Origin of the sequence: Bradyrhizobium sp. Leo170, from assembly GCF_004296405.1 — a bacterium.
Classification (GTDB): Bacteria; Pseudomonadota; Alphaproteobacteria; order Rhizobiales; family Xanthobacteraceae; genus Bradyrhizobium.
Window position 1 is genome coordinate 18,329 of sequence record NZ_PSRR01000051.1, and the last position, 17,374, is coordinate 35,702.

The 17,374-nt window shown below is 61.2% G+C and carries 10 protein-coding genes; 5 read left to right on the forward strand and 5 right to left on the reverse strand.

The genetic code is table 11. From position 1 onward, the window contains the following. Positions 1-26 precede the first annotated feature (26 nt). Positions 27-839, forward strand: a complete 813-nt coding sequence (locus tag CWO89_RS11935) for a class I SAM-dependent methyltransferase (protein WP_283813528.1) — start codon at positions 27-29, stop codon at positions 837-839. Between the two features lie 3 nt (positions 840-842). Here the strand turns inward: CWO89_RS11935 and hflX are convergent, their stop codons facing one another. Then, entirely contained in the window at positions 843-2,225 is a 1,383-nt protein-coding gene (hflX, locus tag CWO89_RS11940) for a GTPase HflX (RefSeq protein WP_130578810.1), read from the reverse strand. Here hflX and CWO89_RS45815 point away from each other — a divergent pair. Together CWO89_RS45815 and CWO89_RS11945 are read left to right on the forward strand one after the other, a co-directional pair. Next, entirely contained in the window at positions 2,130-2,384 is a 255-nt protein-coding gene (locus tag CWO89_RS45815) for a hypothetical protein (RefSeq protein WP_165421111.1), read from the forward strand. The genes hflX and CWO89_RS45815 overlap by 96 nt on opposite strands. Positions 2,385-3,173: 789 nt before the next feature. Continuing rightward, positions 3,174-4,946 carry a CYTH and CHAD domain-containing protein gene (locus CWO89_RS11945; protein ID WP_130578815.1) on the forward strand — a complete coding sequence of 591 codons (1,773 nt, stop codon included), beginning with the start codon at positions 3,174-3,176 and terminating at the stop codon, positions 4,944-4,946. A 68-nt stretch (positions 4,947-5,014) separates the two neighbouring features. On the opposite strand, the gene CWO89_RS11950 is transcribed toward CWO89_RS11945, so the two are convergent. From CWO89_RS11950 to CWO89_RS11965, 4 genes are all read right to left on the reverse strand, one after another. Then, entirely contained in the window at positions 5,015-7,396 is a 2,382-nt protein-coding gene (locus tag CWO89_RS11950) for a glycoside hydrolase family 65 protein (RefSeq protein WP_130578811.1), read from the reverse strand. 35 nt (positions 7,397-7,431) lie between these two features. Further along, a complete protein-coding gene (locus CWO89_RS11955; protein ID WP_130578812.1) occupies positions 7,432-8,187 on the reverse strand; it encodes an HAD family hydrolase in 756 nt (251 codons plus the stop codon). A gap of 62 nt (positions 8,188-8,249) precedes the next feature. Then, complete coding sequence (locus CWO89_RS11960) at positions 8,250-10,679, reverse strand: phosphoketolase family protein (protein WP_130578816.1); 2,430 nt, start codon at positions 10,677-10,679, stop codon at positions 8,250-8,252. Positions 10,680-10,930: 251 nt separating this feature from the next. Then, complete coding sequence (locus CWO89_RS11965) at positions 10,931-14,668, reverse strand: YhdP family protein (protein ID WP_130578813.1); 3,738 nt, start codon at positions 14,666-14,668, stop codon at positions 10,931-10,933. Positions 14,669-14,919: 251 nt separating this feature from the next. Here CWO89_RS11965 and CWO89_RS11970 point away from each other — a divergent pair, with 251 nt between their 5' ends. Then, positions 14,920-15,624 carry a peroxiredoxin gene (locus tag CWO89_RS11970; RefSeq protein ID WP_130578817.1) on the forward strand — a complete coding sequence of 235 codons (705 nt, stop codon included), beginning with the start codon at positions 14,920-14,922 and terminating at the stop codon, positions 15,622-15,624. Between the two features lie 99 nt (positions 15,625-15,723). Next, on the forward strand, positions 15,724-17,085 hold the full coding sequence (locus CWO89_RS11975) for a M23 family metallopeptidase (RefSeq protein ID WP_130578814.1): 1,362 nt from the start codon (positions 15,724-15,726) through the stop codon (positions 17,083-17,085). Positions 17,086-17,374: the final 289 nt, after the last annotated feature.

A 17,374-nucleotide genomic window follows, 5' to 3' on the forward strand; every position in this document is an offset into this window, starting at 1 on the left:
CTTCGCAACCATTTGCCTTTGACGGGATGCATGCCTATGCGGATCGGTGCGTCTGGGACGTATTGGAAACAAGACTGGCTGACCTGCGGGCTTCCGGGGCAAGATCGCTCAGGTTTCTCGATGCGGGTTGCGGGCCCGGTACGTGGCTGAGGCGACTGGTCATGCGCGCCCATGCGCTCGGTTTCACCAGCATCACCGCGCGCGGATTTGACATTGCGCAGGCACAGATCCAGCGGGCCCGCTTGGCGGCTCGAAATCTTTCCGGCCTCCCCGGGGTAAGTCTCACATTCGACGTCGCAGACCTTTCGGACCGGTTGCCGGAACCCGATTGCTCGGTCGATATCACGCTGTGCCTGTACAGCGCACTCAGTCATCTGCCCATTGAAAGGCTGACGGATATCGCGACTGAGATCGCGCGTGTGACGTCAGGACATTTCATAACGACCGTGCGCCCGATTGGCAGCACGCCAACGGCCTTCGTGGACTCGGTGGAGAGCGTCCGCCGCTTGAAACATGATCACATCAAGGACCGGTGTGAAATCGACCTCTGTGACGGCCGGCATATGGCATTCGGCTTTCACCTGTTTACAGCGGTCGAATTGCGAAGCCATTTCGCAGGGAATTTCGAGATTGAAGATCTGCGAGGTCTCGACCTGTTCCACAGCCGGTTCACGCCGGATAGCCGGTGGAATCCGGTCTTGCAGGCGGACGACAGTCATTTCGCCCACGAACTCGAACGGCTTGAGAAGGCGTATGCCGCGAGTGCGGAGTTCATGGATCGCGCCACCCATCTCCTGCTGGTGGCGCGCGGCCGCCGCACCGTTACACGTCTCAAGTAAGCCTCAGGACGCGGAAAGGGTTCTTCGCAGGCGCTCAATTGCGCCGGAGACACCCCGCACCTTTATGATCCGGCCCGTCGCATCGAAGTTCTCCGACAGCACGTGCACGTGCCCATACACGTCGCTGAGCAGCCGCTGTTTCGCATACGGCACCACGAATTCTTCCTCCACCATCGCAGCCTCGAAGAAAGCGATGATCGTCTCGCGCAGTGCCGCCACGTCTGCCGGCGACCTTGCAGAGAGGAAAATCGCGTCCGGGTGCTTCGTGCGGAGCGCGGCGCGATCCGCCTCGTTCACGCGATCGATCTTGTTGAGGAGCAGGCGCGACGGAACGACCTCCGCGCCGATCTCGCGCAGCACGTTGCGGCTCACATCGAGTTGCGACTCGTAGGTCGGATCGGACGCATCAAGGACGAACAGCAATAGCGATGCTTCCAGCGCTTCGGCAAGCGTGGATCGGAACGACGCCACGAGGTCATGCGGCAACTTCTTGATGAAGCCCACAGTATCCGAGACGAGTATACGCGGCGTCGTTTCCGGCCGCAGAGCGCGCACCGTCGTATCAAGCGTCGCGAACAGCTTGTCCGCGATCAGGACCTCGCTACCCGTGAGGGCTTGCATGAGCGACGACTTCCCTACGTTCGTATACCCGACCAGAGCGACCCGAAGCTGATCGCGACGTGCGGCGCGACGCTGGTCGCTATCCCGCTGAATAGCCGACAGTTGCTCCTTCAGCTCGGCGAGACGGTCGCGGATCTTGCGTCGCTCGACTTCGAGATCGGATTCGCCCGCGCCGTAGCCCTGCCGCCGCTCGCCACCCGCCGCCGATTCCCGCAGGCGTGGCGCGATATACTTCAACCGCGCCATCTCGACCTGCAACTTCGCCTCCCGGCTATGTGCATGACGATGGAAAATCTCCACGATCACCCCGGTCCGATCCAGTACCTCCGCGCCGGTTGCTTGTTCAATATTGCGCGCCTGGTTCGGCGAGATGTCGTGATCGACGATCACGTATTCCGGCATCAATGGCGCCGCCAAATCAGGCTCAGTCGGCCCGGCGGCCGACTCCTTCCCGTCGGCGTCTTCAAAGCGCTCGCGGGCCCTTGGCTTCCGGACGTGTGCCATCGATCCGACAACGCCTGTCCCGCCAGTCATCGCCGCGAGCTCCTCAAGTTTGCCCTTGCCGAGCACCGTCGCGCCGTCGAGTTCGTCGCGCTTCTGCGATAGCGTGCCGACAACTTCGTAACCGAGCGTCTTCACCAGACGGCCCAACTCCGCAAGGCTCGCGGCATGCGCGTGGTCGTCGATGCCCGGGAGCTGGATGCCGACCAGGATCGCGCTCGGGATGCGTTCCTCTGCCACGCGGCTTTCTCCAGTCTTTGCCATTGGCTTTATCCTGTGCGTGAGGCGCTCAGCAGACGACCGATCGCCTGGCATCTCGCGGAAGTCGCGCCTGTGCGTTGCACGCGGACGGGTCGCTATCGCGAATCCTGTCTGCTGGTGCTGAGTCCAAGACAATCCCGGGAGCTATGGATCAATGTCTGATGTGACGATCTTCGCACGCCGAACCAGCGCTCCATGCGATCGAAGAGCCATCGCATTGGAACGGGATGACGTGACGCTATCTCACTCGGGAAACAGACGTGGACGCAGCGTCCTCAACATAGGTGAAGCGGCATAAACAAACGAGACGGACCAACGGGCTTCAATATAATGGCCGCATGAATGAGCCGCTGCGGGGTGGCAGGTCTCGTTCTCGCCTCGACTCTCCAGATAGCGATGTCACTCAGCCTTTGGCGGGCTTCCTGCGCAGCACAATGATTGGAACATGCGGCGTAGTGCTGATCACGATCTGGGGTTCACCATCGGATGCGTGGCTTCTTAGCGTCTCCAATACCAGAAAGAACTTTTCGGCAAGCATAGCGTAAACCTCGCTGACCTTTGCATTTTCCGGATTTCAACGAGTCGAATTGCAACCGATTCAACCACTCGCATCGGATAGCGGCAAATGGATTCGCGCGGCAGAATTCGGCTATCGGCGGTTTTCCTCGTTTTGCAGTCCAGGGTGCGTTCCGCCGAGCGATGAACGCTCGGTCCGGCAGTATCGGGAGTTGTGCAGTCCCGACCCCTAACATCGCCTTCTTGAGCCGCGATGCCGCGGTGATGCTTCGGTTCCATCGAGAGGACCAGACTGAAAGCTTCGGGAACTGAGAAACCGGCTTGATCTGGCTCACCCAAACGGATGAGCTCTCCGGAGAGATTAATGTCGTTCTTCCTTTTGGATCGCGCTGCGTTGTGTTATCGAATCGTCATCCAATTGTCACACAATCGCACATGTCAGAAGACGATACGCCTGAGCCCGCCCGGGAAAGTGCACGCGCCGCGCACGGGATCAATAGCGCCATTGCCGCACAGGACAACAAAAGACCGGACGACTCTGTTGCCTCCAGGCAACACGGCGTCGCGGAGCCTCATTCGCAAGAACCGCCGAAGACCCTCCTTCCTGAGGCGCAGCATCAAGGTGATGAGGTCACGCCAGAAATCCCTGTGCAAAACGGTGCGACGCCTGCCGGCAGTGAGATCGAACTCAAGCTCCTTGTCGATGCTGATCGCATGGCGGATTTCAACGCCGCTCCAATCATCGCGACGAATGCGCGCAACAAGGGCACACGAAAGCACCTCAAGTCCGTCTACTACGATACGCCCGAGCGGACGCTGAGACGAAACGGATTAAGCCTGCGGGTTCGCCAGAACGGCGCACGATTCGTGCAGACCGTGAAAGCCGAATTCGGAGACGATCCGCTCCGGCGTGGCGAGTGGGAGGCGAACGTCCCATCGATTGCTCCCGATGTCGAACTGGCGATGCCTTTCGTCCCGGCCAAACTGCGCTCGGATCTTCGACGTCATCAGCTTGAGGCGGTCTTCACCGCCGATATCCACCGGCACGCGCGCATCGTCGAGCTGCCATCCGGAACGATCGAAGTCGCTTTCGACCAGGGAGTGCTCAAGTCAGGCGATCAATCGACGCCCGTGAGCGAGATCGAGTTGGAGCTCAAGGGTGGAAGCGCCAGCGCAATCTACGACCTCGCGCTTCGGCTCGCGGACCATGGGTCAGTGCGACCGTCTATCCGCAGCAAGTCGGCGCGCGGCTTTGACCTTGCGGCCGAGGCGTCGCCAGCCCTGCGGAAGCCGCGAAAGCTTCGCCTCGACCCGACAATATCCCTCGATGAGGCCTTCGCAAAGATCCTGCGCTCCTGTCTTCACCATCTTCTTGGGTCTCTGGCAGCGGCCGAGGACGGCCGTGATCCTGAGGGAGTCCATCAGCTTCGCGTGTCACTGCGCCGCCTTCGCGCGGCCCTGGATTTGATGCGATCCGTTGGGCCATTGGGCAATCTCGACTCATTCCGGTCGGAAGCAAGATGGCTGGCACGAAACCTTTCTGCCGCACGCGATTGGGACATGTTTCAACGGGGGACGCTGCCGACCATCGCGCAGGCCTGTCCCTCGGTCGCGGGCTTTGATGCCCTGGAACAGGCCGCGGAGGAACGCCGGTCAGCCGCCTACCAGAAGGTACGTCTCGCGTTGGCTGACCGCCGATGCTCATGTTTCCTGATCGGCCTCGGCGGCTGGATTGAGGCCCGGGGATGGCGGAGCGACGTCGCTCCCGAAGATCTCGGACGACTGACCGAGCCCGCCGTTAACTTCGCCGGACGCATCCTGTCGGAACAGCATGCGAGAGTGCTCAAGCGCGGCCGCCGCTTCAAGTCGCTTCCGGCGGAAAAGCTGCACCGGTTGAGGCTCGCCGCGAAGAGACTGCGCTACGTCGCCGACTTCCTGTTGCCGCTGTACGGAGACCGAAAGTCCGTCAGGCGATTCTCTCGCGGGCTGGCCGACCTGCAGGAGGAACTTGGTTCCTTTAACGACATGGCGATCACAAACGCGCTTTTCGCAGAACTCGGTGACGAGTTCTCGCAGAGCGGCACGGCTGCAGCCGCCATCACCGGCTGGCAGGCACACGCATCGATCGGCGTTGAGGCGCGCCTGCGAAACACGTGGCTGGATTTCAGGAAAACAAAAGCACCGTGGTCGAGGGCAGCAGAGGCGTGATTTGGTTCTCGCGCTCGGAAGGACGCAGGCCATACAACTGATCGACTGTCTCCGTCATCCAGGCTCGCTCACCTTCTCGAAACCGGCCGAACGGCCACTGGATGCTCCCGTGTCAGTTCCACTTCCTGCTTTTCGTGGCGGATCACGAGGCGCTCACCTTCCCGCAACGTGTACTCCACCTTGTCCAAGCCAATTTCGACACACAACAACCGGCCGCGGTAGGTTATGGGAAATCGAAGGATGGCGTTTTCCTCGGGTGCACGACGTGGCCAGAACGACAATGTTCCGTCATCGTCCCGCATCCCACCAAAACCATAGGTCAGCATCATCCAGGTGCCACCCATAGAGGCGATATGGCAACCGTCCTTCACGTTACCTCCCACATCGGCCAAGTCCATCAGCAGGGCCGCCATGCCGTAACGAAATGCTTTATCCATGTCGCCGACTTGTGCGGCGATGATCGCCTCGACGCAGGAGGATAGTGATGAGTCGCCTGTTGTCAGTGGGTCGTAGAAATCGAAGTTGCGCTTCTTCACTTCTGACGAGAAAGTGTCGCCCAACAAGAACATCGCCAAGATCACGTCCGCCTGCTTGATCACTTGCGTTCGGTAGATGTTCAGCGGATGATAGAACAGCAGCAGCGGATAGCGGTCACGTGGCGTATTTCGGAAATCCCATGGCTCTCTGTCGAGAAAGTTGTCATCCTGAAGGATAACATTCAGCGTTTCATCACTCGGCACATACATGCTTCCCGCGGCTTGAATCCATGCATTGACCTCGGAGGGATCGAGCGCCGTTTTTTGCGCAAGTGCGTCGTACATCCCCGCTTCTGCTGTCCGTAAAGACTCGACAACCTCAGCAGCGTAGCGAAGGTTTTCGCGGGCCATCAAGTTCGTATAAGCGTTGTTGTTCACGACGGCGTTGTATTCATCGGGCCCAGTAACACCGTTTATGCAGAACCTTCCCCCCTTTGCGTCCGAATAGAAGCCAAGGTCCAGCCACATTCGGGCTGTTTCAACGAGCATTTCGGCTCCGTACTTTCGCAAGAACTCTTCGTCACCCGTCGCCTGCACGTACTTGCGCAGTGCGTACATAATGTCAGCGTTGATATGATACTGCGCGGTGCCCGCCGCGTAGTATGCGGATGCCTCCTCTCCGCTGATTGTGCGCCAAGGATACATCGCTCCTCGATGGCCCAGTTCTCTCGCGCGAGCCCGTGCCTGAGGAAGCATCTTGTAACGAAAGGCCAGAAGGTTCCTTGCGATCCACGGGGACGTATAGATCAGAAACGGCAACACATAGATTTCCGTATCCCAAAAGTAGTGTCCTTCATAAGCCTGTCCTGTGAATCCTTTCGCGGGCACGCCTGCTCCCTCCGCGCGCGCAGAGGCTTGAAGGATATGAAAAAGGTTGAAGCGGATCGCTTGCTGGATTTCTACGGTGCTCCGCTGTACTCGCTGCTCAGTAATATCTTTGATGCGAACATCGCTCCGGCGCCAAAAATCGTCCATGTACTGCTCTTGAGAGGCGAGCAGCCGCTGGAAACCCTGAGTCACGACGCGATCCATTGTCCATTCAGCGCGGCCGCAGAGTTCTTCTGCGGATGCCGTGTGGGAGGTGTGATAAACCATGTATTTGGTGAGCTGGATCGGACAGCCGGGCTTGGCATCGACAGCGTAGGCAACCTGGCCGAAGTCAGGGGTGCAGGCGACCTTGTGCGAGTGTGAGCAAGAACTCTCCAGCGAGTGGTCCGTCGCGCATGCCAACATATAGCGGCTCCTTTCCGTCGTATGGCACAGCACGATGCGCTGGTCTTTGGCGTAGTTGGTTTGCGGATGAAGTACCTGGCCGGAGAACGCTCTTGCCAGGCGCGGATCATCGCGATCGCCGCGGCCGCTTGGTTTATGGGTGGTCATCTCCGAAGAGATTACGACAAATGCCTGAGCATCTACGAGTGTCACACAGTATGAGATAGCGATCACGTGCCTGTTCACGAAGGAGACCAGACGCCGGGACGTGATCGATACCTGCTTGCCGGACGGGGTCTCCCAAGTCACGGTCCGATCGAGTGTGCCGGCCCTCATGTTGAGCCGCCGGTCGTACGCTAGGAGGTGCGCATTGGGCAACCAGAACGGTTCGTCGTCCACGAAGAGCTTGATGATCTTGCTGTCCGTCACGTTGCAGATCGTCTGGCCGGTCTTGGCGAAACCAAAAGCTTCTTCTCCGTAGACGATAGGCCAGGTTTCATAAAACCCGTTGATGAATGTGCCGTTCTCGACGTTGGGACCGCCCTCCTCCGGGCAGCCGCGCATGCCGATATATCCATTGCCGAGTGCCAGCATCGTTTCGACCTGGGCCAGAAAATCGGGTCGAAACGACTTTTCGATAACATTCCACTCATCGGCCGGATAATCGCGAGATGGCGGGCGGAGCCGTTCATGGTGTAGCATCGGGCTGTTTCTCCCAAGGCAGCACTTGGCGTTAATCAGTCAGTTAGTTCGGCCAAATCGTGGACTACCAGATGAGCCCCATGGTGCTTCAGCTCATCCGCATTTCCCTTGCGAGCGACGCCGATCACCAGCCCAAAGTTTCCGTTAGATCCCGCTTGGACTCCGGAAATGGCATCCTCGATCACAATTGTCCTTATCGGCAGAACCCCAAGGAGCCGTGCCGCCAGCAGGAACGTGTCCGGGGCCGGCTTGCCGGAAAGACGTTGCGCCTGGATCACGTTGCCATCGACCCGCACCTCAAAAAACTCGTCCAGCCCCGCCACCCGCAGGACGGACGCACAGTTCTGACTCGAGGTGACTACGGCAATTTTGAACCCATCGTGGCGGAGCTGATGGATGAATTGCACACTCCCGTCATAAGACTCTACGCCATCCTCCACGATCGCACGATCGACTAGGTCGTCCTTGCGGTTTCCGAGCCCGCACACTGTTTCGACTTTTGCAGAGTCCTCTGGATCTCCTTCTGGAAGTTCGATGCCGCGCGATCTCAAGAAATCACGCACGCCGTCGAAACGGGGTTTGCCATCCACATGGAGCCGGTAATCGGTGTCGATATCGAAGGGACGAAATGCTGCCCCCGTCTGCCTCGCACGCTCCAGCAGATACTCATCGAACATCTGTTTCCAACACGTCGCGTGGAGTTTGGCTGTATCCGTCAATACACCATCCAAGTCAAAAAGGACGGCGTCGTACTGATCGCGGCTGATGCGCTTGCTCTTGGGTTGCGGCATGGATCACTCTCCTCTTGCCCCAAGGACCTAACCGCCGGAACGTTGGCGTCCCGCCGACCGGGTTAGACGTTATCTGCCTCTGTGGAGCGAACCGCGACGGAGGCGGCCTCTTTCCCCCATCTCCAGCCTGTGATCTCGGGCATATCGTCCCCATACCGAGCAATGTATGTCTTGTGATCGATGAGCTTGTCCCGAATCGCCTGCTTGGCATAAGCAGCCCGTGACCCGAGCTTCGGCACGCGATCAATCACGTCGGATACGAGATGGAAGCGATCCATATCGTTCAGTACGCACATATCAAACGGGGTTGTGGTGGTACCTTCCTCCCTGTAACCCCGGACATGCAGGTTGTCGTGGCCGGTGCGCCGGTAGGTCAATCGGTGGATCAGCCACGGATAACCATGGAAGGCAAAGATGATCGGCTTGTCGGTGGTGAACAACGCATCAAAATCCTGATCCGAGAGGCCGTGCGGGTGTTCGCTCGGTGGCTGCAGCTTCATCAGATTGACAACGTTGATGACGCGCACTTTGAGATCGGGCGCATGTCGTCTAAGCAGGTCGACCGCCGCAAGAGTCTCCAGTGTCGGTACGTCTCCACAACAGGCCATCACAACATCTGGCTCGCCACCCCGGTCGTTGCTGGCCCACTGCCAGATGCCCAGTCCGGCCTCGCAGTGCTTGATCGCCTCGTTCATTGTCAGCCACTGAGGAGCAGGCTGCTTGCCCGCGACGACGACATTGACGTAGTTCCGGCTGCGCAGGCAATGGTTGGTGACCGAGAGTAGGCAGTTCGCGTCGGGCGGCAGATAGACCCGGATGACCTCAGCTTTCTTGTTCACGACATGATCGATGAACCCAGGGTCTTGATGGCTGAAGCCGTTGTGGTCCTGACGCCAGACATGGCTGGACAAAAGATAATTCAGCGAGCCGATCGGTCGTCGCCAGGGAATGTGATTGCAGACCTTCAACCACTTGGCGTGCTGGTTGAACATGGAATCGATGATGTGGATGAAAGCCTCATAGCAAGAGAAGAAACCGTGCCGGCCCGTCAGGAGATAGCCCTCAAGCCAGCCCTGGCACTGGTGCTCGCTGAGCATCTCCATTACTCGCCCGTCGGGCGCCAGATGATCGTCCCACGGATAAGTTTCCGCTACCCAGGCACGGTTGGTTACCTCCAGCACGTCTTGCCAACGGTTGGAGTTGTTCTCGTCGGGACTGAAGAGTCGGAAGTTCCGTTGCTCCATGTTGAGCTTCATCACGTCACGTAGAAACCGCCCCATGATCCGCGTCGACTCCGCCATAACGGCGCCGGGCTCGCTCATTTCGACTGCGTAGTCGCGGAAATTCGGCATTCGCAGTTCGCGCAGAAGTAACCCGCCATTGGTGTGCGGGTTGGCGCTCATACGGCGGGTTCCTCGAGGAGCGAGGTCGGCCAACTCAGGACGAAGGCGGCCGCCGTCGTCGAAAAGTTCGGCAGGTCGGTAGCTTTTCATCCATTCTTCCAGAATGCGGACATGGGCGTTGTTTTCGTGCATCTCGCCCATGGGCACTTGATGAGAGCGCCAGTAATCCTCGGTCCGCTTGCCATCGATTTCCTTCGGACAAGTCCAGCCCTTGGGGGTTCGTAGGACAATCATCGGCCAACGTGGCCGCTCGTTAAGGCCGTTGCGTCGTGAATCCACCTTTATCCGCTGAATTTCGCCGATAATCTTATCCAGCGTAGCGGCCATAAGTTCGTGCATTTTTTCCGGCTCATCCCCCTCAACAAAGTAAGGCGTATAGCCGTAGCCGCGAAACAACTGATCCAGCTCTTCACGGCTGACGCGGGCGAGAATGCAGGGATTGGCAATCTTATAGCCGTTCAAATGGAGGATCGGCAAAACCACCCCGTCAGTCGCGGGATTCAAGAACTTGTTAGAATGCCAGCTCGTTGCCAGCGGTCCCGTCTCCGCTTCACCGTCGCCGACGACGCAGGCAACGATCAAATCTGGATTGTCGAAGGCTGCCCCATAAGCATGCGACAGAGAGTACCCAAGTTCGCCCCCCTCGTGAATTGAACCCGGAGTCTCCGGCGCTACGTGACTGGGAATACCGCCAGGGAACGAGAATTGGGTGAACAGCCGTTTCATGCCCTCTTCATCGGGCGAGATGTTCGGGTAAACCTCGCTGTAGGTTCCCTCGAGATAGGCATGCGCGACCAGGCTCGGGCCGCCATGCCCAGGGCCCGTGATATAGATCATATCGAGGTCGTGCTTCTTAATGATCCGGTTCAAGTGAACGTAGATGAAGTTCAAACCGGGTGAAGTCCCCCAGTGACCGAGGAGCCGCGGCTTGATGTGCTCCTTCGTGAGCGGCTGCTTAAGCAGCGGGTTGTCGTAGAGATAGATCTGGCCCACCGAGAGGTAGTTGGACGCCCGCCAATACGCATCCATCATTGCCCGCTCTTGATCAGACAACGCGTTTGCCATTGTTTCCTCCTCACTCCGTCTCATCGAGCGCGCCGTTGCAGGGCTCGGCGGAAACCGAGCGCCGTTAATCGCCTGCATCACAGCAGAGACGGCAGCTACAGGGAAAAACCGCGCGGCACGGTCTTCATTGATCCAGATCAACGCAAGTCCCGCTGAGGGTCACTCTGGCCAATCCTGGCCGCCGCCTGTCGGCCGGAGGTGACCGGACACTTTGGTTCAAGCGACGACACGTGCGGCTTGGGATCGGCGGCCAAGAACGGCACGCCATAGATCGCTCAATTGTTCGGCGGGAATTCCACCTGGTTGTTCTGCTTGCCGGTGTTGAATTCCATGATCTTCCGCGTCACGCCGGGAAAGATCGCCGAGATCGGATTGACGCGCAGCACCGGCTGCGCCGGTGTGCCCACAACCTCGTAGGTCACGCCGATCAGGCCCTCATTACTTCCGCCGCCGAGCACTAGGCCGATCACCGGCAACTGGCCGAACATGTTGTTCAGGCCGTACATCGGCACGAAGGTGCCGCTCATGCGCACCTGGTTGCCGATGTTGTCGATGCTTCCTTCGATGGTCGCGCCGATCGCCGGCCCCTTCACGACGCCGTCGCGGATCGTGAGCAGTCCGCTCTGGCGCGTGAACTCGGCGCGCAAGGCGCTGAACGCGACGCCGCTCGTCGTGCCAGGCGAACCGCCGGCTGCGATCCGGTCGAGCTCGGGTTGACCTTTGACGGAGAAGTCGCGGATGTTGATCAGCCCTTCCTTGGGGCTCGGCTCCGCCGCCGGCGGCTCCATCGCGAGCGTGAGCTGACCGCCCACGATCTTGGAATAGAAATCGGTGAAGCGGAAGAATGCGCCGGCGTCGTTGGTCTGCAGGTAGACCACCTCGCGCCCCTGCTGGCGACCGCGCAGATCGGCGGTCACGGGCGTATCGCGCCCGATCTTGCCGTTCAGTGCAAAACTCTTGATGGCGCCGTTGCGCTTGGAGGCCTTCGCATCGACGCTGCGCAACGCTTCGCCATTGAAGCCGGCAACCGCCCCGAGCTTGAGGTCGATGTCGTAATCGATGTTCTTGGTCTTGTTCTTGGGGTCGTCGCGGCCCGAAATCGCCGTGCGCAGGAAGCCGCGGCCATCGAACACGTCGCCGCGCATGGAGACCTTCAAGACGCCGTCGGGCCCGCGGTCGGCGCGCAGCGTGGTCTTGTCGCCTTCCGACGGCGAATAGGTCGGGAAGTTGGCGTTCATGAGATCGCCATTCTGGTCAACTTCCACCGATCCCTTGATCGACGTGCCGGCGCCTTCGACCACGATGTCCTCAAAGCGCGTCGATTGCGGCTTCTGCACCACGTTGAAGGTGGCCTTGCCAGACTTGCCGGGCGTCTTGACCCAACCGGGCAGGATATTGTCGAGCCTTACCTGGGTGAGATCAGCCTCGACGCCGAGCTTGCTGTCGTGATCGCTGCTGCTCGCGATCTTGCCCACGACCTTGACCGGGATCGCGCCGCTCACCGCGGATCCGAGGTCGAGCCCGAGCCGCTGGCGGCCGGCATCGTCGAGCGTTGACTGCAGCTTGATGTCGGCGTCGCCCTCGCTCGGCTTGCGGTAATCCAGCGAAGCCGGCTGCCCGCCGATCTTGACGTCACCCTTGACCTGATAGCCCGCATTGTTGGCGACGACCTTCAGCGCGTTGGCCTCGAGCTTCTGGTTCATCACCAATTTGTCGATCGCGACGCTGCCGAGATCGGCGGTGACGGCGTAAGTCGTATCCTCCTTGGTCAGCACGCCCTTGACCGGCAGGCCGAGATTGATCGTGGCCGAGACCGTTCCCTTGCTCGCATTGGGATCGACGAATGTCGTCCCCGACACATCGCTGAGGCGGTCGGAGGCGAGGATTTCGGCGCAGGCCGGCACCGGACAATCGACGCGGAATTTGATCTTGGCCGGCGAGGGTTTTGGCACCAGGTCCGGGACTTCGAAGGAGAAGTCCGACAGCGTGATCTTGCGCCCGCCCGGCGTGTCGGCGATGCCCTGGGCGATGTTGACGGTCGCGGTGCGGCCGGTCACCCGCGCCCGCAAATCCGCGTCATGAACCACGGGCATCTCGTCCACCGGACGCACCGTCACGCCGCTCGCGACGATGTTGACGGCAAGCCCGTCATCCGGGATTGGAGGCCCCTTGCGGGACAGGTTGCGCACCGGCGAGTTGACGCCGATCTCGATGCGCTGGAGCGTGCCGCGCTCGATCCGCTCGATCACCCATTCGCGCAATTCCGGCACGACCAGCGCAGGCCAAACTCGCTTCAGCGCCGAGGCCGACATTGGCGTGCCCGCGAACCCGAGCTGCAGCCGCGGCTCGCCGGAATAGTCGATGCTGCCGGTGCCGGCGATGCCGATCTCGCCATTGCTGATATCGGCCTGCGTCAGCAGCACGCGCTTCTTGTCGGTGTCGAAACGCAAGCCAACCGCGATGCGATTGAAGATCAGCGGCGGCTCGTTGTCGATGCCCGCGAGCAGGATGGTGCCGCCGCTCAGGCCGAGCTGCCAGTCGTTGATATCGTCATTCGGCGGTTCGAGATGAGCGAGCAGCGTGACCCGATTGGCGCCGGAGACGACCTTGAACGGCGCCAGCAGCACGCGGCGTCCAGCGTCCCATTCAACATTCACTTCGGCAGAATCGATCGCCATCGGATAGTCGGGCGTATCGGTGTCGATCAGGTTGCCGGGGCCGGCGGTGATCTTGCCGCGGAAATAGGTCGGCAGCCCGTCGCGGCCGATTTCACCCTTCAGTTCACCGGATAGCGGCAGCTCGGCATTGTAGGTGAGATCCTTCACCCTGAGCGCGAGCAGGATATTGGCGGATGACAGCTTGTCGGCGCGCAGGTCGACCGCGCGCACGCCATCCCTGAGCGGGCCAACCGCGACGCGCAGCGACCACGGATGGGCGCCCTCTTCACCGACGCTCAGCGCCACGCCGCCGCCGCTCGGCCGCCGCAGGCTCAGGCTGATATTCTCGAAGGTCCATTTGCCGCCGCGCTGCTGATCGTCGACGACGAGGTTGCCGTTCTTCAGACCGATCTCGTTGAGGTTCTGGCCGTCGAGACCGGTCATGCTGAGGCTGTCGAGCCAGTCGAGGCCGGCAAGCAATCCGCTCTGCGCGCTCTCAGACGGCGGCGCCGGGACGCTGACGGACGGCGACGAAGGTGGCGATAACGGCGGCGGCGGGGGCACCGGCCGCGGGAATGTCGGCGGCAGGCCCGCCTCATGCTTGGAAGCGACACCGGTCGCGAGCGGCTTGGCGGTATCGCCGGCGGAAACGGTCACATAGCCGTCCGGCGTGATCCGGATCGCGAGTTCGGCATCAACGAGGTTAAGGCTTTCGGCGCGGAGCTGGCCCATCAGCAGCGCGGTGCCGGACAGTTTGACCTCGGCTTTCGGCGCGCTCGCGACGATCGCACGGTCGCGGTCGCGCACGATGATGTCGCGGATGCGCACGGCGATTCCAATCCGGCCGGCGCGCTCGATCTGGGTGCCGCCGACCTCGACCGTGTTGCCGTGGCCGATATTGTCCTCGATCGCGGTCGCGAGCCATGGCGTCGCCATATCGAGATTGATCGGGCCTGCCCCCAGCCGCCACCACAGCGCGCCGAAGCAGCTCATGAAGATCGCCGCCAGCACGCCCAGCACCAGGGCGATGCGCTTGACCCAGCGCCCGCCATGAGTCGATCGCCGCCTGGGGCCGAAGAAGTCACCGATCCGGTGCAGGCCGGAATCTGAGCGCGACAACAGCCGCCGCGCGCGATGGCCGGCAGCCTCGTCATGCTCCTCCCAGCCGACCTCGTCGCCCCAGCCGCAATACTGGGCGTCGGCACGCGGATTCGGGCTGTGACCTTGGAGCGATCCTTGGGAGCTCGATCCTTGGGACGACGTATTCTTTGCCATTGCCTCTCGGTGCAGGCGCTGAGGTTGATCGCCGCCCAAGGCACGCCCATCGATCTGTATCGAGCGCTCCTGTGCCGGCATCGCTGCCAATCCTCGCTTAATACTGTTAGTCGCCCTCAGCCCCAAGTGAACATTTGAGCGAACATTTGAGCGAACATTCGAGCAAACTTTCAAAGCAGGTTAGGCGAGCGGGCGGATGACGCGTCGAAATCCTTGTGACCATACTCCCGCGCCATCACACTTGCCCGACAGTCGGCACAAATCCGATCGCCGGCGACAAGCGCCGCACTGATACAATGGTTGAGCCCCGGAAAGCGACGAAAGGAAGGCGTATGTCCAAGAAAACGCGCAAGAAATCCTCCAAGACCACAGCCAAATCGTCTCCGACCAAATCGTCTCGGGCCACGGCGGTCCGCAGTAAGGCCGTCGCATCGGTCAAGCCGCCCGCGGCAAAGGCTCGCAAGGCGGTCGCAAAGAAATCCAGCAAGGCGGCCAAAGCCGCATCCACCAAACCGTCCCACAAGGCCGCATCGAAATCGTTAAAATCCGCTGCATCGGCTGCGACCAAATCGACCACCCTGCTTGAGGGTGCCAAGGCGCCTGACTTCCGCCTGCCCCGCGACGGAGGAAGTGAGGTCTCACTCACCGACTTCGCCGGCAAGAAGCTGGTGCTGTTCTTCTACCCGCGCGCGGACACGCCGGGCTGCACCAAGGAGGCGATCGATTTCACCCGGCTGAAGGATGCGTTTGCCGAGAGCGGCACCGAGATCCTCGGCGTTTCTGGCGACACCGTGAAGGCGCAGGAATCATTCAGGAACAAGCATCAGCTCGCCATTCCCCTGGGCTCGGATGACCAGCACGAGATGCTGGAGGCCTATGGGGCCTGGGGCGAGAAATCCATGTATGGCAGGACTTTCCTTGGGATTCTTCGCACCACGGTTCTGGTCGACGCCAATGGCCGGATCGCCAGGATCTGGCGCAATGTCCGGGTCGACGGCCATGCCGACGAGGTCCTGGCGGCCGCCCAATCGCTCTGATCCACCGGGCCCCGTTTCCGGAAAATTAACCATGACCGGCTCAAATCGCTCCCGAACTGAGGCCGTACGGAACTTGATCCGACCGGCGCGGGAGTGCCGATGTCCTATCGTTCCGGTCACCATTTCGACCATCACCAGCAGCACCATCATCCACGAGAGCACGGGCGGACGTCCCCTCGCCGCCCTGCGGCCCATGCCGCGGCGTCAGCAGCCGCGCAGCCTGCGAACGACTACACCCTCGTCCATGCCGGCAAGCAGGTCCGCATTGGCCCGGTCCTGTTCTGGGCTGCGGTCGGTTCGGTGGTCCTGCTCGGCATATGGTCGGCCGCAACCGCGACCTATTTTGCGTTTCGCGACGACGTCCTGACCCGGCTGCTGGCCCGCCAGGCCGAGATGCAATTCTCCTATGAGGACCGGATCGCGGAATTGCGCGCCAAGGTCGACCGCACCACCAGCCGGCAGCTCCTGGACCAGGAACAGTTCGACCAGAAGCTCGAGCAGATCATGCGCCGGCAGACCGCGCTCGAAGCCCGCGCCACTGCGCTGGGCTCGATGCCGGATGTCGCAACAACCGGCTCGATCCGCCCGCCCGCGCGCAATGCCGCGCCGGAATCGACGGCGACGCCAAAGCCCTCGCCGATCAGCGACACCGTGATCTTCGCGGCGCCGCCGGATCGCGAGGCGCGGCTGGAATCGCGCGCCCCGATCAAGGCGGCGGCACCGGTGAACCAGTTCGCCAAGCTGCAAGGCTTCGACAATGTCCTGGTCCGTCTCCAGACCTCGCTCGACCAGGTCGAGCGACGCCAGATGGCAGCGCTGAGCTCAGCCGAGGAGACCATGGAATCGCGGGTCCGCCGGATGCGCGGTGTGATCACGGATCTCGGTCTCAACATGTCGCAGCTCGAAGCCGCGACCCCACGCTCGGCGATCGGCGGCCCCTTCGTGCCCGTCAAGCTGCCCGGCGACGCCGGTCCGTTCGAGCGGCAACTCAACCGCATCAACATCACCCGCGCGCAGATGCAGCGCTTGAACGCCACGCTGACGCTGGTGCCCTACCGCAAGCCCGTGATCGGTGAAGTCGAGTTCACCTCGGGCTTCGGCGTCCGCACCGATCCGTTCCTCGGCCGTCCCGCGATGCATACCGGCCTCGATTTCCGCGCCGCGATGGGCGATCCCGTCCGCGCCACCGCCAATGGCAAGGTGGTGTCATCGGGCTGGGCCGGCGGTTACGGCCGCATGGTCGAGGTCGATCACGGCAATGGTCTTTCCACCCGCTACGGCCACCTGTCCGAGATCAACGTCAAGGTCGGCGAAACCGTCAAGATCGGCCAGGTGATCGGTGCCGTCGGCTCGACCGGCCGTTCGACCGGCCCGCACCTCCACTACGAGACACGCATCGACGGCGACGCAGTCGACCCGCAAAAATTCCTGCGCGCCGGCGTGCGCCTCAGCGCGGGCTGATCTCCGTCGTCATTCCGGGGCGCGCGGAGCGCGAGCCCGGAATCCATCAGGCTACAGGCGCAGGCGGAGAAATGGATTCCGGGTTCGTCCTTCGGACGCCCCGGAATGACGGAGAACAACTCGCCAGCGACTCCAAGGTGATTTGCGTCGTCCAGCCCCCACACGAAAAATATTCCGCTTCCGTCGTCGGGCAAATCAGTGATTTAACTCCGCGCGTCTCACGCGAATGAGGGGCGGCTCGCGATCGTCACGAACGTTGCGGTGAGATGCGGTGGACGCGGGTGTTACG

Excerpts from the sequence above, each read along its gene's own strand:
- CWO89_RS11960 (WP_130578816.1), bottom strand. The coding sequence starts at position 10,679 with ATGAGACGGAGTGAGGAGGAAACAATGGCAAACGCGTTGTCTGATCAA.
- CWO89_RS11975 (WP_130578814.1), top strand. The coding sequence starts at position 15,724 with ATGTCCTATCGTTCCGGTCACCATTTCGACCATCACCAGCAGCACCAT.
- CWO89_RS11950 (WP_130578811.1), bottom strand. The coding sequence starts at position 7,396 with ATGCTACACCATGAACGGCTCCGCCCGCCATCTCGCGATTATCCGGCC.
- hflX (WP_130578810.1), bottom strand. The coding sequence starts at position 2,225 with ATGGCAAAGACTGGAGAAAGCCGCGTGGCAGAGGAACGCATCCCGAGC.
- CWO89_RS11955 (WP_130578812.1), bottom strand. The coding sequence starts at position 8,187 with ATGCCGCAACCCAAGAGCAAGCGCATCAGCCGCGATCAGTACGACGCC.
- CWO89_RS11965 (WP_130578813.1), bottom strand. The coding sequence starts at position 14,668 with ATGCCGGCACAGGAGCGCTCGATACAGATCGATGGGCGTGCCTTGGGC.
- CWO89_RS45815 (WP_165421111.1), top strand. The coding sequence starts at position 2,130 with ATGCGCGTGGTCGTCGATGCCCGGGAGCTGGATGCCGACCAGGATCGC.
- CWO89_RS11945 (WP_130578815.1), top strand. The coding sequence starts at position 3,174 with ATGTCAGAAGACGATACGCCTGAGCCCGCCCGGGAAAGTGCACGCGCC.
- CWO89_RS11935 (WP_283813528.1), top strand. The coding sequence starts at position 27 with ATGCATGCCTATGCGGATCGGTGCGTCTGGGACGTATTGGAAACAAGA.
- CWO89_RS11970 (WP_130578817.1), top strand. The coding sequence starts at position 14,920 with ATGTCCAAGAAAACGCGCAAGAAATCCTCCAAGACCACAGCCAAATCG.